Consider the following 18,801-nt stretch of genomic DNA (forward strand, 5'->3'; position numbering starts at 1 on the left):
CAGCGGCGGATCGCGATACGATCTACCGCGCCGGAAACACACCGGCAATGGTGACCGTAGTTCAGTTGGTAGAGCACCAGGTTGTGATCCTGGCTGTCGCGGGTTCGAGTCCCGTCGGTCACCCCAACCAAGTCAGGCCCGAGGTTTTACACCTCGGGCCTGACTTGTATTTTGAGCACGACCCCGGGGGAAGTACCTTGCTGTTTTCGCGTCGCCGACTGTTGATCGCATCCGCTGTGGGGGCCGCGGCAAGCATGCTCCGCCTCCCACTCGCGCGGGCCACGGAACCGGCGGTCGTCCGCCCTGCCGATCCCGATTACGCGATGCTGACCCAGCGCGGCTACAACCGCCGCTGGACCGCGCACCCACAGCGCATCCATGTGCCGACCACCACCGAGGAGATTCGCGCCGCCGTCGAAACCTGCGTCCGCGACGGCCTGCGCATCGCGGTGCGGTCGGGTGGGCACGGCTTCGACGACTTCGTCGACAATGACCGGACACAGGCGATCATCGATCTGAATCGGATGGGCGCGGTCCATTGGGACGACACCCACCGCGCCTTCTCCGTGGACGCCGGTACCCCCCTCGGCGCGCTGTACGAGCGACTGAACGGTTTCGGAGTGACGATTCCGGCGGGCATCTGCAAAGGCGTCGGCGCGGGCGGGCATATCGCGGGCGGCGGTTACGGCCCGCTGTCCCGGCAACTCGGGCTCATGGTCGACCATCTGTACGGGGTCGAGGTGATCACCGTCGGTAAGGACGGCGCAGCCACCATCGTGCTCGCCACCAAGGACGGCCCGAATGCCGATCTACTGTGGGCGCACACCGGCGGGGGCGGCGGCAATTTCGGTGTGGTGAGCCGATTCCTGTTGCGCTCGCCCGGCTCCGATGGCAGCGATCCCACACGCGCACTGCCGAAATCGCCCGGCAGCATGTTGAATACGCGGCTCATCCTGCCCATGGCGAACGAGGAGTCGTTCGTTCGCCTGCTCGGCAACTATCTCGCCTTCTTCGAGCAGCACAGCGCGCCGGACGATCGATTCACCGCGCTGTACGCGCCGCTGATGATCAAACCGGGCATTGTGGACTCCGAGATACTGGTGCTGCTCGATGCGGATCGTCCGGACGCGCACGCCATGTTCGACGAATTCGTCACCGCCATCTCCGCGGGCGTCGACCCGGCGCTCGTCCAATTACCGCTGCAGCAGGCGTCATACGCCGATACCGTCGCCAATGTCTACTACGCGGCGGGCATGCCCGGCTTCCGGGTGAAGGCCAAGTCCGCGTACCTGCGCAAGTCGTACACCACCGAGCAGCTGCGAATCCTCTACCGCTACATCGCCGATCCGCGCTTCCTCGGCGAATCACAGTTGGAATTCATGCCTTTCGGCGGTGCGACCAATACCGTGGCCGCCGCTGCCACCGCCGCCCCGGCGCGGGACTCGTTCATGAAGATGCTGATTCACGCCGCCTGGCGGCTGCCCGGCGATGATGAACGATTCGTGACGTGGGCGCGCAAGATGTACCGCGATGTGTACGCCGAAACCGGTGGGGTGCCGGTACCGAACGCGGTCAATGGCGGCAGCTATATCAACTATCCGGATCCGGATCTGGCGGATGCGAGCTGGAATACCTCGGGTGTGCCGTGGCACGAGCTCTACTACGGTGCGAACTATGCGCGACTGTGCGCGGTCAAGGCGCAATGGGATCCGAATAATGTGTTCCAGCACAGTCTTTCGATCGGCTGGGCGCAGGGGTGAATCAGGTCAGCGCCAGCACCCGGCAGGGGCCGCCGGTACCGCCCGCATGCTTGGGCGCGCCCACGATCACGCGCGCACCGGCCGGCGGCAGCTGCGCCAGGTTCGCCAGCATCTCTACCCCGTAGCGGCCCGCGCCGAGAAACGCGGTGTGCGCACCGTAATCCCTGCTCGCGGCCTGATCCAGGCTGAGGGTGTCCACGCCCGCGCCGACGATATCGCGCTGTGCCACCAGGAATTCGGCGGCGGCCGGGGCGAATCCCGGTGCGTGCGTTCGGCCTTCGCCGTCAAGATTCAAGAACGCGCCCGGGGTTGCGAGCCGCCGCTCCCAGCCCGAATACATGGCGACAAAGGCGCGCCTTGGAATCCGCCCATGCGCCACCTCCCACGCCTCGATATCCGAAACAGTCAGTACCGCATCGGAATCCGTGGCAGCCCGCGCCGAAATATCGATGACAACCAGCGGCGCGACCAAATCCGCCGCCGCGATCCGATCGACGGAGACGCCGTTGCGATCCCGATGCAGCGGTGCGTCGATATGCGTCCCCGAGTGCTCCCAGTACGCCAACGCGTTCTGCCCGAACCCACCGTTGTCGTGCCAGGCCACCGGAACCGTCACGAACCCCGGATTCCCCGGCCACACCGGCAATTCCGCCGACAACGTGTGCGTGAGATCCACCACCGCCCCGGAGCCGACCGGAACCTCTTGCGCCACAGCGACTCCCGCACCAGAGGCCACGACTGCTCCGGTAGCGCCGGCGAGAGCTCCCAGCCAGGCGCGACGACTGACTCGCGGCGCCCCGGCCGCCTCATGCGCAACCTGAACGATCCTCGGCGAACACATCAGTCCCACACTCCCCCGAAAAATCCAGACCGGACCGCCGAATCATATGCCCTCCCGCCATCCCGGCATGTTCTCGGCCGGGATCCACACCTCCTGTGCTCCAGCGGGTTTGGTGGATGAAACCCGCCGGATGCCGGTTATGGATCGCAGGCGACATGACTCACATCCCTGAAATAACGGGTGGGGAGCGGATGCACGTTCGACCGCTCAACATACTTGTCCGCGTCGACTTCGATGATCCGTCGGGATTCCAACCGTCGCGCACAGAACACCGGATCGCAATCGCGGTGAATGATCCAGGCTTCCAGCGCCTCAGCAGGATTCATTCCAACGTCATCGTTACGAATATGACAGTCTTCCAATCTCTCCGAACGCGGCCCGTCGAATTCCATTTCCGTCACACCTCCTTCGTCACGACCCGACAAGTTCACTTCGGTGCCGACCACCTGGTTCTCGACCAATGAATGCTGTGATGCACTCTCCATCACGAATGTGAATACGTACTGTGCGGTCTTTCTTTTCGTGCACATAGCACCTCCTATCCCTGATGTCCTCGACTGCACAGAACAGCACAATGGCACCACAGCCGATAATGAGTGCCACCAAAACCCAAGCATCCCAAGACATCTACGCCTCCTAGTGCAATCGGATGAATCCTGGTGGCGGCCTTACCATTCCGTCATCGCCAGGTGCTATGCGTTAAGTAGACACCAAATTTTGTCGGAAAACTGCTCGGATAGAGCAGAACGTGAAATACGGTTGAGTGCATGTAGCGAGCAGTGCACGCGGCGGGACATGCCCGTCACGGGCACTGCTCGGGACGAGCAATTCATCAGATAGCGAGGGTAAGAAAATGACCGGATTGACGGTCTCTCGCATGGATTTCGGCAACTTCATGCGAGAGCTGAGGACACACGCACCCAGACCGTCCGTGCTGGCCGCCGCCACACACATCGGCGTATCCCGGCCCGCGGTCGATCGAATGGAGGATGGCTCTCCGACCAGGCTCGGCGACCTACACATCAACGCCCTGCTCGACTTCTACGAACCCGATGCCGAGACGCGGGCCAAGGCACTGGAATTGTGGAGGGAGGTCAAGGCCGAGGAGAAGACCGCCAAGGGGCAAGCCGCGGCCAGGGGGATATGGAAGGCGTACAAGGATCAGGTTGCGCCCAACACAAGAAAGTTCTTGCGCCTGGAGGGTATTGCCGATCATATGGTTGCCCACCACCCGGTGATCTTCCCGGCGCTCCTTCAGTCAGCCGACTACCGGCGTGCACTCGATCGCGTGAGCGAGTCGGACTTGTCGCCGGTGGATCTCGAACGGCGCATCGAACTCACTATGAAACGACAAGTGCGGCTTGACGATCCGAAGTTCAGGCTCGAGGCGTTCCTCAGTGAGGCGGTTCTCCGCAACTGGGTGGGTGACGGCCCGACGATGCAGAAGCAGTTGGACTGGCTGACCTCCGTTAGTGAGCGCGACAACGTCAACATTCATCTGGTCCCGTTTACGGCCGGGGTGTATCGGGGATTGACCATGCTGGCGTTCGTATGGCTCGGGTTTCCCCGGGGCACGAGCGGGAAGACGCTGCCAACGATGGTCTATGCCGAGGGCGCGATAGGTAGCGTCTTCCATGAGCACGATGAAGAGGTGAACCAATATCGGCAGGCGATCGACGGCCTACGCGCTGTAGCGTTGGGTGAACAAGGCACCAGAGATCTGGTTATGAAAATCGCGAAGGAGTACGCGGCGTGAAGAATCCGGTCAAGGGCGAGTGGTACAAGTCGAGCCGGAGCGGCAAGCAGTCCGATTGCGTGGAGGTCTTCCACAGCGAGGACATGACCAAGGTCCGCGACACGAAGGACAACGGCCGCGGCCCGGTCCTCGAGTTTCCTGCCGACACGTGGACGAAGTTCGTCGACAGCCGGGTCTGGGAGAGCTAGGTCCGGGCGATAGTTGACGGTTTCGAGGCACTTCCAAAGACTTCTGGAAGTCTTCCAGAAGTCTTCTGGAAGACTTACGCAGACCATCGAATTGGTTGCGGCGCAGGCGAAGAGCTCTGGCCCGGCGCTTGCACCAAGGTCAGTTGCCCGCGCTGGCGGAGGGTGAAGCCGAGGGTTTCGTAGAGGCTGATGGCGGTGGTGTTGTGGGCGACCGCGTGCAGGAATGGGGTTTCGCCGCGGGCGCGGATGACCGCGCCGACCGCGCGGACCAGGCGCGAAGCGAGGCCGCGGCCGCGGAATTCGGCATCGGTGCAGACCGCGCTGATCTCGGTCCAGCCGGGCGGGTGCATGCGCTCGCCGGCCATCGCGACCAGGCGGCCGTCCACTCGCAGTCCCAGATAGGTGCCCATCTCGATGGTTCGGGGCGCGAACGGTCCGGGTTCGGTGCGCGCGATCAGCGCCAGCATGTCCGGCACGTCCGCGGCGGTGAGCACCGTCAACTCCGGATCATGTTCGACGCGAAGGCCGGAGCCTTCCATCTGCACCGAGTCGAAGACCTGTAGCTCCGTCCAGCCGGGCGGCAGTTCATGGCCGAACCCGCGCAGCGCGGTACCGCCGCCCGGGCCGAGCAGCGTGGCGAGGTCGGTCCAGTCCTGGTCGTCGAGGACCGCCGGATGCCCGACGAATCGGGCTACTTCGGGGTCGTAGCGGCCGATTCGGCCTACCCAGGAGGCGAATTGGGCATGCGGCCCGCGCAGTGACGCCCGCACGGGGTCGTCGAGTGGATGCGCGGCGGTGTCGACTTCGATGGCTGTCCCGTTGGTGAGCTGCACATCGCCATTCAATTCGCCCCGCCCGCAGGATATTTCCCGGGGCTCGAGCTGATCGCAATTCTTGACTCCGCCGAACCCGCGCAAACCAGGTCGATGCGAACGGCGGCACGATCCTCGCCGGCGCCGCAATCGGCTGCCTGGTCGGCATAGTGATAGGAATCTGGTTCTTCCTGGTCGGTGCGATCGTCGGCTGCGCCATCGGCGCGGCAATCGGCGGCTTCATCGGCGCGGTCGCATCACCACGGGGCTGTAATCACCTGGCCCGGAATGGAATCGGGCCCGCGCAACCCACCCCACTGCGCGGCCCCGATTCCCTCGGCCAACCCGCCGCTCGGCCTTCCGATGATGCCGCCGAGCCGCCGCGCGTTGTGCGAAAATGCGGCATGACCATCAAGATCGATGCGCTCGATGCCACGCTGCTCAAGGCGTTGGCGGCGGATCCGCGAGCACCGATTCTGGAGTTGGCGCAGCGATTGCGGATCGCGCGCAATACGGTGCAGGCGCGGATGAAGCGGCTGGAGTCGTCGGGGGCGGTGCGGGGATATCCACCCTCGGTGGATCTGCAGGCGATCGGGTTCGCGGTGCACGCCTTCCTCGGGGTCGAACTCGATCAGAGCAGGATCGACGGGATTGTCGAGGCGCTGCGCGAATTCCCCAATGTGCTCGAGGTGCACGCGACCACCGGGCGATCGGATCTGCTGGTGCGGATCGCGGCGCAGTCGCAGCAGGATCTACTCGGCATCGTGCAGCGCGTGCACGCCATCCAGGGTGTCCGGCATACCGAAACCATGCTGGCCCTTGCCACCCCGATCGAGTACCGCTCACTCCCCCTGGTCGAGCATCTGACGAACCAGCCGCACCCGGCCTGACACTCCTATTACTCGAGCAGAATGCTGCGCACGCGGAAGTGTTCCAGATCACTTTTGAGCAGTCTGATCAACTTTCCGCCCATCTGTTGACACAGATCACCCCCTGACGGCAGATTCCGCTGCACCGATTGCTAATGCCTTTCGTTTGCAGCTCACGATCTGGGCTGTGGAAAGTGTGGTGACTGACCATGACCAGCGTTGTCTGCCCCTCCTCACAGCAGACCGAACCGGCCGCCCCGTACGACCTCGCCGACCGGTATCGCTCCGGCGCCGGACCGGTCCTGTTGACCGGAGTGCAGGCCATCGCACGGTTACTGGTCGAACAGCATGTGCGCGATATTCGCGCCGGGCGCCGCGTCGCCACCTTCGTCTCCGGATATCAGGGCAGCCCACTGGGCGGTGTCGACAAAATGCTGCTCGGCATGCCGAATGTATTGTCCGAGCACGACATCACCTTCGTTCCCGGTCTCAATGAGGAGCTCGCCGCCACCTCGGTATGGGGCAGTCAGGCCGATCTGCCCGCCGGGCGCGCGACCCATGACGGAGTCATCGGCGTCTGGTACGGCAAGGGCCCCGGCGTGGACCGCGCGACCGATGCCATTCGGCACGCGAATATGTACGGGGTCAATGCCCGCGGCGGAGTACTGCTGCTGGTCGGCGATGATCCGGCCTCGAAATCCTCGACCGTGCCCGCCGTGAGTGAGCGATCCCTGGCCGCCATGGGTGTGCCGGTGCTGTTCCCGCGCAATGCGCAGGAGATCATCACCATGGGCATGGCGGGGGTGGCGTTGTCCCGGGCGTCGGGGTGTGTGGTGGCCATGAAGATCGTCGCCGATGTAGCGGACGGCGCGTGGACGGTGGATGCCTCGATCGCGGATCTTCCGCTGGTCACTCCCGAATTGCTCTGGGAGGGAAAACCTTTCATATACCGGCAGCGGCCTATGGCCGCGCCGACCGACAGCGTGCTCGCCGAAGCCGATCTGTACGGGCCGCGCTGGGCGATGGTCCGCGAATTCGGCGCGCTGAACGATCTCGATGTCATCGAGGTGAATCCGGCCGACGCCAAGATCGGGATCGCCGCCACCGGAACGACCTTCGACGCGGTGCTGCAGGCATTGCTCGACCTCGGGGTCGACGAGACCGTCATGCACCGCGCCGGGATTCGACTATTGCGCATCGGCATGCCGTATCCCGTTGGGGCGCAGCAGGTCACCGAGTTCGCGCGGGGGCTCGAGCAAATCATCGTGGTGGAGGACAAGACCGCATTCATCGAAACCCAGATCCGCGAAATCCTGTACGGCACAGTCGATGCACCGCGCATCCTGGGCAAGCAGGACGGGCGCGGGGCACTGCTCATGCCCGCCGACGGCGAGCTGACGCCGGGGCGATTGCTCGGCCCGCTGCGGCGCGTACTGCGTGATCATGTCGAGCTGAAAAGGGCCGCGCCGCCCGCACTTTCGCTGGAGGTACTCTCCGCCAAGCGGACGCCGTACTTCTGCAGCGGGTGCCCGCACAATCGCTCCACCGCTCTGCCCGAGGGTTCGATCGGCGGTGGTGGCATCGGCTGCCACACTCTGGTGACGCTCTCCGGGCGCAGCGACAGCGCGGTCACCGGGCTCACCCAGATGGGCGGTGAGGGCAGCCAGTGGATCGGGCAGGCGCCGTTCACCGATGTGCCCCATCTGTTCCAGAACATCGGCGACGGAACGTTTTTCCACTCCGGGCAGCTGGCCGTGCAGGCCTGTGTGGCGGCGGGGGTGAACATTACCTACAAGCTGCTCTACAACGAGGTCGTCGCCATGACCGGTGCGCAGGACGCCATCGGCATCCTGTCCGTCGCGCAACTTACGCACAAGCTCAGCACCGAAGGCGTCAAGCAGATCATCATCTGCGCGGATGAGCCCAAACGGCATGACAAGCGGGCGCTGGCAAAGGGCACCGTGCTGTGGCATCGCGACCGGCTGGACGAGGCGCAGCGGACACTGCGCGAAATCAAGGGCGTCACCGTGCTGATCTACGACCAGCACTGTGCGGCCGACGCGCGGCGGCAACGCAAGCGCGGCACCCTGCCGGTGCGCAATACGCGGGTCGTGATCAATGAGGCGGTCTGCGAGGGCTGCGGCGACTGCGGTGTGAAGTCGAATTGCCTCTCCGTACAACCGGTCGAGACCGAGTTCGGGCGCAAGACTCGGATCGATCAGACCTCCTGCAATACCGATTACAGCTGCTTGGACGGCGACTGCCCGTCCTTCGTGACGGTCGAGGTGACACCGGATACCAAGGGCCGCAAGAAGTCCCGCAAGCAGGCCGAACCGCCGGCGGTGGCGGATCCCGGCCTCGGCGCACCGCGAGGTACCCAGAATGTGCTGCTCGCCGGAATCGGCGGCACCGGCATCGTGACGGTCAACCAGGTGCTGGCCACCGCTGCCCTGCGCGCCGGATACGAGGTCGAGAGCCTCGACCAGATCGGCCTGAGTCAGAAGGCCGGGCCGGTTGTCTCGCATCTGCGCTTCTCCACCACCGAACTGGAGCCGTCCAACCGGCTCACCCCGGGCAGCGCGGACTGCATTATCGCCATCGACCTGCTGACCGCAGCCGACCCCAAGAACATCCAGTACGGAAACCCCTCCGGCACAGTCGCGATCGCCTCCACCAGCCGCACACCCACCGGAGACATGGTGTACGACAAGTCGATCGCCTATCCGGAGACCGGATCACTGCTGGATCGCCTTGCCGCGGTGACGGATTCGCTCAACCACTTCGATGCCCTGGCGGCGGCCGAGAAGCTCTTCGGCAATACCGCCGCGGCGAACTTCCTGATGGTCGGCGCGGCCTTCCAGATGGGTGGACTCCGCCTGCCGGCAGCGGCGATCGAAGAGGCCATCGGCATCAATGGTGTTGCGGTCGCGGCGAATATCGCCGCCTTCCGCTGGGGACGCGTGGCCATCGCCGACCCGGCCGCGTTCGCCGCGGCCGTCGAATCGATTGCACCGCAACGCACCCGCGCCACGGTGCCTGCGGAGCTGCTGAGCGGAACCACCTTCGGCGGTGAGGTACGCCGACTGGTCGAACTGCGTGCCGCCGAACTGGTGCAGTACCAGAACACCAAGATCGCCCGGGGCTATATCGATGCGGTCCAATCCGTATGGACCACAGAGCGTTCGGTCACCGAGCGCACCGATTTCAGCAAGGCCGTAGCCCGTGGCCTGCACAAGTTCACCGCCTACAAGGACGAGTACGAGGTGGCCCGCCTACTGGTGGACCCCGCCTTCCTGGCCCAGGTCCGCGAACAGGTCCCCGGTGGCGAAAACCTCACCTACAAACTCCACCCGCCCGTCCTGCGCGCCCTGGGCCGCAAGAAGAAGATCGGCCTCACCCCGAAATCCCATCTGGCCCTGAAACTTCTCGCCAAGGGCAAGGCCCTGCGCGGCACCCGCCTGGACCCCTTCGGCTACGCCCACGTCCGAAAAGTGGAGCGCGAGCTGCTCGCCCACTACACGGCGATGGTGCGACACCTGGCCGCCACCCTGACCCTCGACAACTACGACATCGCTGTACAGGCCGCCGCGCTGCCCGACCTCGTTCGTGGCTACGAGGATGTGAAACTCGCCAACGTCGAGCAGTACTGGTCGGCGGTACACAGCCTCGGCCTCCGGCACAACTGAACTCCGACGAATACAGGCTTCACGCTGCGGTGTGGATCCCGGCCAAGAACATGCCGGGATGACGGGGCGGCAACACATCTCGTCATCCCGGCGAGCAACACATCTCGTCATCCCGGCGAGCAACACATCTCGTCATCCCGGCGCGTTTTTGGCCGGGATCCACACCGGTAACCATGCCGGTCCGGCGAAGAAAAGGCCGCCACAAGCGGCAATCAGAGAGGAATGGATTGTGACTGCAATGCGCACCGAGACAGGCGTTTTCGGCCGCTCGCACGAGGTGAGCTCGCGGGCTCATGAGCAGGTCGTGTTCTGCGAGGATGACAAGAGCGGGTTGAAGGCGATTATCGCGATTCACTCGACCGCCTTGGGTCCCGCGCTCGGTGGCACTCGTTTCTACCCGTATGCCGATGAGTCGGCTGCGCTGCAGGATGTGCTGCGACTGTCGTGGGGCATGACGTACAAGGCCGCCGCGGCCGGAGTCGATCTGGGTGGCGGTAAGGCCGTTATCATCGGCGACCCGGCGACCGCCAAGACCGAGGAGCTGCTCGCGGCGTACGCGCGATTCGTGAATACCCTTGGCGGGCGGTACATCACGGCGGGTGATGTCGGCACCAATACCGACGATCTCGACATCATCGGCAAGCACACACCCTTCGTGACCGGACGCAGCGCGGCCGCGGGCGGTTCCGGTGACAGTGCCCGGCTGACCGCTCTCGGTGTTTTCCACGCCATGCGCGCCGGTGCCGAATCCGTGTGGGGCACAGCCTCACTGGCTGATCGCACGGTGGGTGTGGAAGGCGCGGGCAAGGTGGGTAGTGAGCTCATCGGCATGCTGCTCGCCGATGGCGCGGAGGTGTGCGTCACCGACGTGAATGATGCTGCTCTACAGCGCATTTCCCAGGTCCACCCGTCGGTGCGACTGCTCAGCACCGTATCCACCGCTCCCGTCGACGTGTACGCCCCCTGCGCCCTCGGCGGCACGCTCACCGCGTCCAGCGCCGAGGCCATCGAGGCGAAAGTCGTGTGCGGCGCGGCCAACAACCAGCTCGCGACCCCGGATATCGAGCACGCGCTGAATGAGCGCGGCATAACCTGGGTCCCCGATTTCGTCGCCAATGCCGGCGGCCTCATGCAGGTGGCGGGCGAATTGCGCACCGCCGACCCCGCAGCCATCGAAGCCGATGTAGCGGCCATCTACAACCGTTGCCGCGACATCATAACGGCGGCAAAGGCTTCCGGTATCGGTACGGGCGCGGCGGCGAATCGTTTCGCCGAGCGCCGGCTCGATGCCATCCCGCGGTCGATCTGACCGCGAACGCCCGAGTTTCAAGGAGGAGACCAGAAGTGGCGATCACCAGCGGATTATTCCGCACCAAATCAGTCGAACAGTCGATCCGGGACACCGATGACCCGGATTCCAAGCTACGCAAGGATCTGACGGCCAAGGACCTCACGGTCTTCGGTGTCGCGGTGGTCATCGGCGCGGGCATTTTCACCCTCACCGCGCGAACGGCGGGAACCGTTGCGGGGCCGTCGGTTTCGCTCGCCTTCGTCTTCGCGGCGATCGCGTGCGGTTTGACCGCGCTCTGCTATGCCGAATTCGCCTCGACCGTACCGGTGGCGGGCAGCGCGTACACCTTCGCGTACGCCACCTTCGGCGAGATCATCGCGTGGATCATCGGCTGGGATCTGATTCTGGAGTTCGCGCTCGCGGTCTCGGTGGTGGCCAAGGGGTGGTCGCAGTACCTCGGTGAGGTACTCGGCTCCCGGCCGCCCATCCTCGAATTGGGTTCGATCCACTTCGATTGGGGCGCAGTACTTATCATCGCCGCGGTCGGTCTGCTGCTGGCCACCGGAACCAAACTGTCGTCGCAAGTCTCGGCGGTTGCCGTCGCCATCAAACTGGCCGTGATCGCACTGGTGCTGGTGGTAGGCGCGACCTACTTCAAGGCGTCGAACCTCACGCCCTTCATTCCGCCGGCGCAGCCGTCGGAGCAAGCGGGCGGGGTGCATCAGTCACTGTTCAGCTTCCTCACCGGCTCCGGCGGTACGAGTTTCGGCTGGTACGGCCTGCTGGCCGCCGCCAGCCTGGTGTTCTTCGCCTTCATCGGCTTCGATGTCGTGGCCACCACCGCCGAGGAGGTGAAGAATCCGCAGCGCAATGTGCCGCGCGGCATCTTCGGCTCACTGGCCATTGTGACCGTGCTCTACGTCGCGGTGTCGATCGTGCTGACCGGCATGGTCCCCTACACCGCGCTCTCGAACGGAAATGCCACCCTGGCAACGGCTTTCGCACTGCACGGCGATATGTGGGTGAAGAACATCATCTCCGTCGGCGCGCTGGCCGGCCTGTCCACCGTGGTCATGGTCATGTTCCTGGGCCAGACCCGGGTGCTGTTCGCCATGTCCCGCGACGGCCTGCTCCCCCGCAGCCTCGCCCACACCGGTAAGCACGGCACCCCGGTCCGCCTGACCGTGATCGTCGGCATCGTCTGCGCCCTACTCGCCGGGTTCGTCGACTTCGGCACCCTCGAAGAGATGGTCAATATCGGCACCCTGGTCGCCTTCGTGCTGGTATCGATCGGCGTCCCGATCCTCCGCCGCACCCGCCCCGACCTGAAGCGCGGCTTCCGCGTCCCACTCGTGCCGTTCATCCCGATCCTGGCCGCCCTGTCCTGCTTCTGGCTCATGCTCAATCTCTCCATCGAGACCTGGCTGCGTTTCGTGATCTGGATGGCGGTCGGCGTCATCGTCTACTTCGCCTACAGCCGAAAGCATTCCGTCCTGCGCAAGCAGCCGGCGGTCGCCGAGCAGGAGTCCATACCGGTCCGATAAGCGAACGTCCCCGGGTCCGGTCCATGAGGACCGGACCCTCAGTCTTTCCAATCCGGTCGGTTTTCCAACACATGCGCCAGTACCCGTGAGCTGATTTCGTCAATGCCCAAATCGCTGGTATCGAATGCCGCCACGCCTGATTGCGGGCACAGGAAATCGCTGACTACCGCGTCGGCCGCGTCGCGCGCTGCCGCTTCGGCTTCCCCCTCACCGGCACTGACGCGGCTTGCCCGTGCGGCCGGGTTGGCCACGAGCAGTACCTTCACGTCCGCATTCGGCACGACTACGGTCGTCGCATCACGGCCGTCGATGACAACACCGTTGAACGTCGATACGGCTTGCTCCACGATTTCCCGCTGGCGGGTATTCATCACTTCTCGGACCTCAGGATGCCGAGACACCCGAGACACGGCAGCGGTAATCTCTGCGAGCTCGAGCTGATCGGAAACATCGCGGTCTGCCAGAGAAACTGCGGTGCACCCGTTGTCGAGAGACACCAAGATCGGAAAGCTCTGCGCTGCAATCGCTGTCGCATTGTCAGCATTATCGAGCGTGAGGTGCTCGTCGAGGCACCATAAAGCAAGGGCCCGATACAGAAGTCCAGCATTGAAGTACGGCACCCGAAGTCGCTGCGCCAGGACGGAACACACGGACGATTTTCCTGTTGCGACACCCCCGTCGACCGCGACGACAAGACAGGCCCGGGTAGGCCGTGGTTGAATTTCCACGGGTGAAGTGTAGTTGCATCGAGCGTATACGCTTCAGCCTTCGCCGAGACCCCGACGGCAGGACGCCAACCATGTCGAGTAGCGATGGAGCAGTTATCGTGAATCCGATCGGATCGCAACAGTTGCTGCTACCGCTCGACTGGCCGAATGAATCCGTCCAGTTGGATTCCACAACGCACCGAGACAGTCCAACCAGCCCGGATCCGGCGTGTATCTTCTGCCGCCACTCAGATCCCTCCGTGAACACTGTCGTTCGCCGTCGCGGCACAATGTATGCCCGCTTGGACAACTATCCGGCGAGCAAGGGACATATCGAGATTGTCCCGTTTCGACATATTCTGTCGTTTTTCGATATGACTGAACGCGAAACGCGGGATCTGCACATTTTGGCACAGACGATGCGGGATACGCTGGACGTCAAATACCGCCCAGACGGATTCACTATCGGCGTCAACGACGGGTCAGCCGCAGGACGTACCGTGCCACACCTGCACCTGCACATTATTCCTCGCTGGCATGGCGACGTTCCGGATCCGCGTGGTGGGATTCGGCGGGTATTCTCCGAATGCGACCCGGATTCATGGAGTTAGGGCATTTGCGGTTTGATCGCCATGGCAAGTAACCAATCATTTCGCGATGGTCCGGATATTAGAATGCGTTCGAACCCCGCATTCAATAACCAACCCTGTAGTTCCTGAGTACAGGTGTAGGTGAAGAACCGTCCATCGCCCCGGCGCTCGCTACCATGCCCTTCCTTCATACTCAGACCGATCGGGGCGCCTGGCTGAAGTATCTCGAAACATCGACGCACAACCGCGGGAATCTCATGCCGGTGTAGATGCAGCAGACTGCCACACGCCCATAGGCCACCAATCGAACCATGCGTGAATGGCAGAGCCAGCAGATCGGCATTTACTCCGCGGATTCGTCGCATCGGTCCGGCGGCGCCGAGGCATCGCCGCAGCAAAGCCATGCTCGCGTCGACCGCGATGACCTTGTGCCCCAGTTCTGCAAGGAGCCGAGCGTCTCGACCACCCCCAGAGCCCAGATCGACAACGATCGAATCACTTCGCAAAAACTTGGCGAACATCAGCAAGTCCTGTTCGAGCCCATTGAACAGCTCGAAGGAATCAGTTCGCTCGATGTAGCGAGCTGAATGGGTCTCATACCAGGAGAGGGTGTCTCGATCCATATCACATCTCGTCGAATCCGTGCGCCTGCATTCGAAGTGCCAGTTCATTCAGTAATTCCGGAACGCGGGACGCCGCGAGGGCGGCGTATCCACTCTTGGTGTCGAGGCTCAAGCAACCACGGAAGTTATGGTTACCGTCCCGGATAGGGGAGGCGAAAACCGCGCCCCGATGACGAACCCGCTCGAACTCTTTCCAGGTCAAACCCATCACCGCAGGTTCGCCTTTTGCAGCTCGCTCGGCGTTGAATCCCGCTTCCGTAGTTGCGGCAATTGCCAAAGCTTCGACATTGAAGGCAGCTTCCGCATCGCGATCCCAGCACATACCCACGACTCCCTCGCCACATCGTGGCTCGAACCGACGGAGGACAACATTGCCGCCAAGCCGATAGGTGGCAACGCGCCGGAGTCGCGACTTTCCGAGCGGCCACCATGACCGCTTCACCTGCCAGGCATGCAAGCCGAGATCTTCGAACTCGAACCCGTTGATCACGCGATCCGCCTCCCGGATCATTTTGCCGAATTGGACAAAAACTTCCCGCTCGAGTTGAGTGCGTCGGCTGACCAAGCTGCGCTGCGCCCGGGCAGCGAAAGGACCGAGAGTGAATACCGCCGCAATGACCAGTAGCGCGGGTACAAGGAACGGCAGCCGGTCCGTGATGTCAGTCCACAGTCGCTGGTCAGGAAAGCCTTGGCTCTTCGCGGCCAGCGCGGCGAGTGCCGCAGTCGCGATCCCTTTATCCCAAGCAGCTGCGGCGTTCGATCTCATCCCCAGATACCTGCCAATGTCGTTAGCGCCCAGCAACTTTTATCCGCGCACGGGCGCGAATCTACCCCAGCGCGTTCGGAGACGCTACAATACGACCGGACTGTTTTTTTGGTCAACGTGAAACATTCGTTTCGAATCCGTCAATCCCGGTATCGCGCAACACTTTTCGTGCGCATCGGGTTCGTTCGAGTGTTACCCTTGTCGCGTGCGGCCGACTGGATTGTGTGACAGGTCGGATCTATGCGCGGAATTTTCCGGAACGGCCGAAACCGAGTTCACTCGCACATATTTTCCGATGACCACGCGGTACCTCGCGAAGACCGCCGATAGCGTTGCGGTTGCGGACCTTTCGCCGCTGCTTGTCGGTCACGTCCTGGTTTGTCCACGTTCTCACTATTTCAGTGCAGCCCAAGCGATCTCGGACCCCAAAAGTGACTTCGAGACTTTTTTAGGCAGCTTCCTCCGAAGGTACACACAAATTTTCGGTGCATTCACACTACTCGAGCATGGCTCTACGTCAGCAATGCGGGCCGCCTGTATCAGTCATGCACATCTTCACGTACTACCAATCGCTATTGGACCCGTAATCGGTCGAATGTCCGGCGATGGGCTATCGCTTGCAGTACTGGACAGTTGGCAGAATGTTGCCGATTTGTGTATCGGGAAGTCGCCGTACTATCTTGCCGCAGACGGGGATCGATTCTTTGTCGCCCGGCCGCAGCAGCGCATGATCAGCCAGTATCTCAGGATGGTAGCTGGGGCGAGCATCGCAATTCCGCCCGAGGAATGCGACTGGGCGGTAGTGGTAAGACGCGATATCTTCCATCAGACTATGCAGCGATGGGCGGTTGGGGCCGCCACCGAAGGAGTCATGCTGTGACCGTGCACGCACTGGCCACCGATCCACCCTTGGACGAGCCGTCCAAGATCGCGAAAATTATCGTCCCTGCCACAGGCAGCGAGGAATCGAGCACGATCCTGGCAAACGGCGCAACTGCCGAACTGCTGCTGGGCGTTGTCGCGCAAGACGACTGCGCGGCATTCAGTTTGAGCGGCGATCAAATTCTGGTCGCCGGCAGCGATTACGTCCGGGGACCAAAGTTCAGCCTGTACGAAAAGGGGTTTCTTTCCAACTACGACATCGGCTGGTACCTGGCCGGTGCAAACATCAGCGACGTCGTGGCAATGGGCGCGATCCCACTTGGTGTGCTGTCTGTCGTCCGCTATCCGAAGGATCTTCGGGATGACGACTTCGCCGAATTGATCGAGGGGATTCGCGACGGCGCTCGCGCGGCCGGAGCGCTCAACGTCGGCGGTGACATCGGCAGTGCCGAGCGAATAATCCTGTCCGCCAGTGCATTCGGCATCGTCGAGCCCGGAAACCTGCTCACTCGTACCGCTGCGCGTCCCGGGCAGGTACTTTGCGTCTCCGGACCCACCGGGTTAGCCGGCAGCGCCATGAAACTTGCGAACGACGGCGTGGATGTTTCCGGCGCGGAGTATGCGGCATTGCTGGCAAAGTGGCAGCGAGTCACCCCGAGAACACGACACAGCCGAGCATTTGCATGCAACCCGGCGGTGACCGCCTGCATCGATACGTCCGATGGACTCAAAGGCGCTGTCGAGACGATTGCCCACGCCAGCGAAGTCTCCGTAGTCGTCGACGAAAGCCTGTTGCCTATCGACGAATCAGTTCGACTCGCTGCCGGACACTTGAACTGTGACGTACTGGAACTGGTGTTCGGCGACTCCGTCGATTTCGAATTAGTCGTAACGGTCGACGCGGACGCAATAGACTCCGTATCCTCCGAGTTTGCCCGGTCCTGCCTCCCGCTCTACGTCATAGGCCGTGTGGAATCCGGATCCGGCGCCACTCTCCGCCGAGGCTTGACGACAACCGATATACCCGGCGCGTCCTGGCGCCACACATGATCCTTCACTTGCCGTGAGTACGAGGTGACCGAGGTGCTCAGTGATGTCTCCCGACTCATCGTGCCAGGCCACACCTAGGGTCGCCGAGGACCTGCGCCAACTGCTCCGCGCTCAGGTAGTCGCCGGTGCGCTCGAAGTCGCCGATGGTGTGCGGGGCGCCGTCCGAGATGCCGAGGCGGACGAAATCGTCGCCGGCGACGCTGTGTAGCGCCCAGTTCAGGGCGATGCGGGAGCGGGCGGCGAAGGTGCGGGTGGCGAGCAGGTGGTAGCCGCGGGTTACCAATTGTGCTGGGGCGCCGCGTAATCCGATGCCCATCGGTCGCGCGAGGGCGTCCCAGCCACCCAGGTCGACCACCATGCCGAGGTCGCGGTGCCGATACGGTTTGCGGGGTTTGCCGCGTAGGGTCGCCAGCAGGTTCACTCCGGCCGCGCGGCCTTGACGGCTGGCGTGCTGGGCGGTGGGCGCGCAGGTCTTGCCGGGTTGGGTGGTATCGGGTACGGCGGCGACATCGCCGCAGGCCCAGACATTGTGAAGGCTCGGTACGCGCAGTTCGGTATCGGTGATGATGCGGCCGTGATCGGTTTCCGCACCGAGATGGTCCGCCAGTGGGCTGGAGGTCACGCCCGCGGTCCAGACCACGGTGCGGGTCGGAATCACCTGTCCCGTGGTCAAAGTCAGCGATCGGGCGGTGACCTCGGTCGCGGACGCCCCGGAGATGAATTCGATTCCGCGTTGCGCCATAAGCTTTTTCGCGTCCGCCCCGAGGCGCTCCCCCAGCTCCGGCATCACCCGTTCGCTGCGATTGATCAGATACCAGCGCACCAGGCTCGGATCCAGGCGCGGAAAGTATTGCCGGGCAGCGGCTTGGGTGAGTTTCGCGAGCACGGCCGCGGTCTCGGTGCCCGCATAACCCGATCCCACGGTGACGAAGGTCAGCCGTTCGCGCTGTTCCACCGGATCGTCGGCGATGGCGGCCATATCGAGCTGACGCAGTACGTGATCGCGCAGATAGACGGCCTCCGCGAGCGTCTTCATCCCGAAGCCGTGTTCGGGCAGGCCCGGAATATCGAGAATGCGGGTGATACTCCCCGAGGCCAGCACCAAATGGTCATAGCCCAGGACGTATTCCGCACCCGAGGGCCGCCGCACCACACACTGCCCGCGCGCCGCGTCCGCACCCACCACCGTGCCCGGCATCAATTCGGTGCGATGCAGTACCCGGCGCAGCGAAACCGCCACCGCCTGCGAGGGCAGCACACCGGAGGCAACCTGCGGGAGCAATGGCACGTACAGCTGACCCGCGCCCACCGACCCGACCAGTCGAATACTCGCCTCTCCGGGGCGTAATCGCCGTTCCAGATATCGAGCGCACTCCACACCGGCGAAACCGCCGCCGACAATCACAATCCGCGCGGTAGTCACGTTTACGACCGTA

The 18,801-nt window shown here is 63.4% G+C and carries 16 protein-coding genes and 1 tRNA gene; 10 read left to right on the forward strand and 7 right to left on the reverse strand.

All coding sequences use genetic code 11. The annotated features are described in order from the left end of the window. The first annotated feature begins 50 nt into the window (after positions 1-50). Together GFY24_RS17970 and GFY24_RS17975 are read left to right on the forward strand one after the other, a co-directional pair. Positions 51-126: transfer RNA gene (locus tag GFY24_RS17970), tRNA-His, on the forward strand. A gap of 71 nt (positions 127-197) precedes the next feature. Next, the gene (locus tag GFY24_RS17975) at positions 198-1,760 is read left to right on the forward strand and encodes an FAD-binding oxidoreductase (protein ID WP_228566394.1); all 1,563 of its coding nucleotides are present in this window, start codon (positions 198-200) and stop codon (positions 1,758-1,760) included. 1 nt (position 1,761) lies between these two features. On the opposite strand, the gene GFY24_RS17980 is transcribed toward GFY24_RS17975, so the two are convergent. Together GFY24_RS17980 and GFY24_RS17985 are read right to left on the reverse strand one after the other, a co-directional pair. Next, positions 1,762-2,601 carry a cyclase family protein gene (locus GFY24_RS17980; protein ID WP_153806164.1) on the reverse strand — a complete coding sequence of 280 codons (840 nt, stop codon included), beginning with the start codon at positions 2,599-2,601 and terminating at the stop codon, positions 1,762-1,764. 137 nt (positions 2,602-2,738) lie between these two features. Continuing rightward, positions 2,739-3,131: a hypothetical protein gene (locus tag GFY24_RS17985; protein ID WP_153806165.1), complete on the reverse strand. Its 393-nt coding sequence runs from the start codon at positions 3,129-3,131 to the stop codon at positions 2,739-2,741. 323 nt (positions 3,132-3,454) lie between these two features. Between GFY24_RS17985 and GFY24_RS17990 the strand changes: the two genes are divergently transcribed. Together GFY24_RS17990 and GFY24_RS17995 are read left to right on the forward strand one after the other, a co-directional pair. Beyond that, entirely contained in the window at positions 3,455-4,357 is a 903-nt protein-coding gene (locus GFY24_RS17990) for a DUF5753 domain-containing protein (protein WP_153806166.1), read from the forward strand. Further along, the gene (locus GFY24_RS17995; RefSeq protein ID WP_309230993.1) at positions 4,354-4,545 is read left to right on the forward strand and encodes a DUF397 domain-containing protein; all 192 of its coding nucleotides are present in this window, start codon (positions 4,354-4,356) and stop codon (positions 4,543-4,545) included. The genes GFY24_RS17990 and GFY24_RS17995 overlap by 4 nt, the downstream gene beginning before the upstream one ends. A gap of 74 nt (positions 4,546-4,619) precedes the next feature. Here GFY24_RS17995 and GFY24_RS18000 read toward each other — a convergent pair whose 3' ends face one another. Further along, a complete protein-coding gene (locus GFY24_RS18000; RefSeq protein WP_309230994.1) occupies positions 4,620-5,378 on the reverse strand; it encodes a GNAT family N-acetyltransferase in 759 nt (252 codons plus the stop codon). 383 nt (positions 5,379-5,761) lie between these two features. Between GFY24_RS18000 and GFY24_RS18005 the strand changes: the two genes are divergently transcribed. The 4 genes from GFY24_RS18005 (at position 5,762) to GFY24_RS18020 (ending at position 12,747) form a co-directional block, all read left to right on the forward strand. Continuing rightward, on the forward strand, positions 5,762-6,247 hold the full coding sequence (locus GFY24_RS18005; protein WP_153806271.1) for an Lrp/AsnC family transcriptional regulator: 486 nt from the start codon (positions 5,762-5,764) through the stop codon (positions 6,245-6,247). Between the two features lie 188 nt (positions 6,248-6,435). Then, a complete protein-coding gene (locus GFY24_RS18010; protein ID WP_153806168.1) occupies positions 6,436-9,912 on the forward strand; it encodes an indolepyruvate ferredoxin oxidoreductase family protein in 3,477 nt (1,158 codons plus the stop codon). A 238-nt stretch (positions 9,913-10,150) separates the two neighbouring features. Next, positions 10,151-11,221, forward strand: coding sequence for a Glu/Leu/Phe/Val dehydrogenase (locus GFY24_RS18015; RefSeq protein ID WP_153806169.1), 1,071 nt, complete (start codon positions 10,151-10,153; stop codon positions 11,219-11,221). A gap of 35 nt (positions 11,222-11,256) precedes the next feature. Continuing rightward, positions 11,257-12,747: an amino acid permease gene (locus GFY24_RS18020; protein WP_309230995.1), complete on the forward strand. Its 1,491-nt coding sequence runs from the start codon at positions 11,257-11,259 to the stop codon at positions 12,745-12,747. Positions 12,748-12,785: 38 nt separating this feature from the next. Here the strand turns inward: GFY24_RS18020 and GFY24_RS18025 are convergent, their stop codons facing one another. After that, positions 12,786-13,475 carry a (d)CMP kinase gene (locus tag GFY24_RS18025; protein ID WP_153806170.1) on the reverse strand — a complete coding sequence of 230 codons (690 nt, stop codon included), beginning with the start codon at positions 13,473-13,475 and terminating at the stop codon, positions 12,786-12,788. 71 nt (positions 13,476-13,546) lie between these two features. On the opposite strand from GFY24_RS18025, the gene GFY24_RS18030 reads away from it, so the two are divergent. After that, positions 13,547-14,065: an HIT family protein gene (locus tag GFY24_RS18030; protein WP_153806171.1), complete on the forward strand. Its 519-nt coding sequence runs from the start codon at positions 13,547-13,549 to the stop codon at positions 14,063-14,065. Here GFY24_RS18030 and GFY24_RS43745 read toward each other — a convergent pair. Both GFY24_RS43745 and GFY24_RS18040 read right to left on the reverse strand, forming a co-directional pair. Then, a complete protein-coding gene (locus GFY24_RS43745) occupies positions 14,062-14,715 on the reverse strand; it encodes a class I SAM-dependent methyltransferase (RefSeq protein ID WP_153806172.1) in 654 nt (217 codons plus the stop codon). The genes GFY24_RS18030 and GFY24_RS43745 overlap by 4 nt on opposite strands. After that, on the reverse strand, positions 14,669-15,433 hold the full coding sequence (locus GFY24_RS18040; RefSeq protein ID WP_153806173.1) for a hypothetical protein: 765 nt from the start codon (positions 15,431-15,433) through the stop codon (positions 14,669-14,671). The genes GFY24_RS43745 and GFY24_RS18040 overlap by 47 nt, the downstream gene beginning before the upstream one ends. Before the next feature lie 876 nt (positions 15,434-16,309). Between GFY24_RS18040 and GFY24_RS18045 the strand changes: the two genes are divergently transcribed. Beyond that, a complete protein-coding gene (locus GFY24_RS18045) occupies positions 16,310-17,365 on the forward strand; it encodes a thiamine-monophosphate kinase (RefSeq protein ID WP_194852914.1) in 1,056 nt (351 codons plus the stop codon). Positions 17,366-17,420: 55 nt separating this feature from the next. On the opposite strand, the gene GFY24_RS18050 is transcribed toward GFY24_RS18045, so the two are convergent. Further along, entirely contained in the window at positions 17,421-18,788 is a 1,368-nt protein-coding gene (locus GFY24_RS18050; RefSeq protein WP_309230996.1) for an FAD-dependent oxidoreductase, read from the reverse strand. Between the last annotated feature and the right edge of the window lie 13 nt (positions 18,789-18,801).

Source organism: Nocardia sp. SYP-A9097 (genome assembly GCF_009649815.1).
GTDB lineage: Bacteria > Actinomycetota > Actinomycetes > Mycobacteriales > Mycobacteriaceae > Nocardia.

Bases quoted from the DNA above. Each gene is read 5' to 3' on its own strand.
- GFY24_RS17980 (WP_153806164.1), bottom strand. From the start codon at position 2,601: ATGTGTTCGCCGAGGATCGTTCAGGTTGCGCATGAGGCGGCCGGGGCG.
- GFY24_RS17985 (WP_153806165.1), bottom strand. From the start codon at position 3,131: ATGTGCACGAAAAGAAAGACCGCACAGTACGTATTCACATTCGTGATG.
- GFY24_RS18030 (WP_153806171.1), top strand. From the start codon at position 13,547: ATGTCGAGTAGCGATGGAGCAGTTATCGTGAATCCGATCGGATCGCAA.
- GFY24_RS18015 (WP_153806169.1), top strand. From the start codon at position 10,151: ATGCGCACCGAGACAGGCGTTTTCGGCCGCTCGCACGAGGTGAGCTCG.
- GFY24_RS18040 (WP_153806173.1), bottom strand. From the start codon at position 15,433: ATGAGATCGAACGCCGCAGCTGCTTGGGATAAAGGGATCGCGACTGCG.
- GFY24_RS17990 (WP_153806166.1), top strand. From the start codon at position 3,455: ATGACCGGATTGACGGTCTCTCGCATGGATTTCGGCAACTTCATGCGA.
- GFY24_RS43745 (WP_153806172.1), bottom strand. From the start codon at position 14,715: ATGAACTGGCACTTCGAATGCAGGCGCACGGATTCGACGAGATGTGAT.
- GFY24_RS18005 (WP_153806271.1), top strand. From the start codon at position 5,762: ATGACCATCAAGATCGATGCGCTCGATGCCACGCTGCTCAAGGCGTTG.
- GFY24_RS18010 (WP_153806168.1), top strand. From the start codon at position 6,436: ATGACCAGCGTTGTCTGCCCCTCCTCACAGCAGACCGAACCGGCCGCC.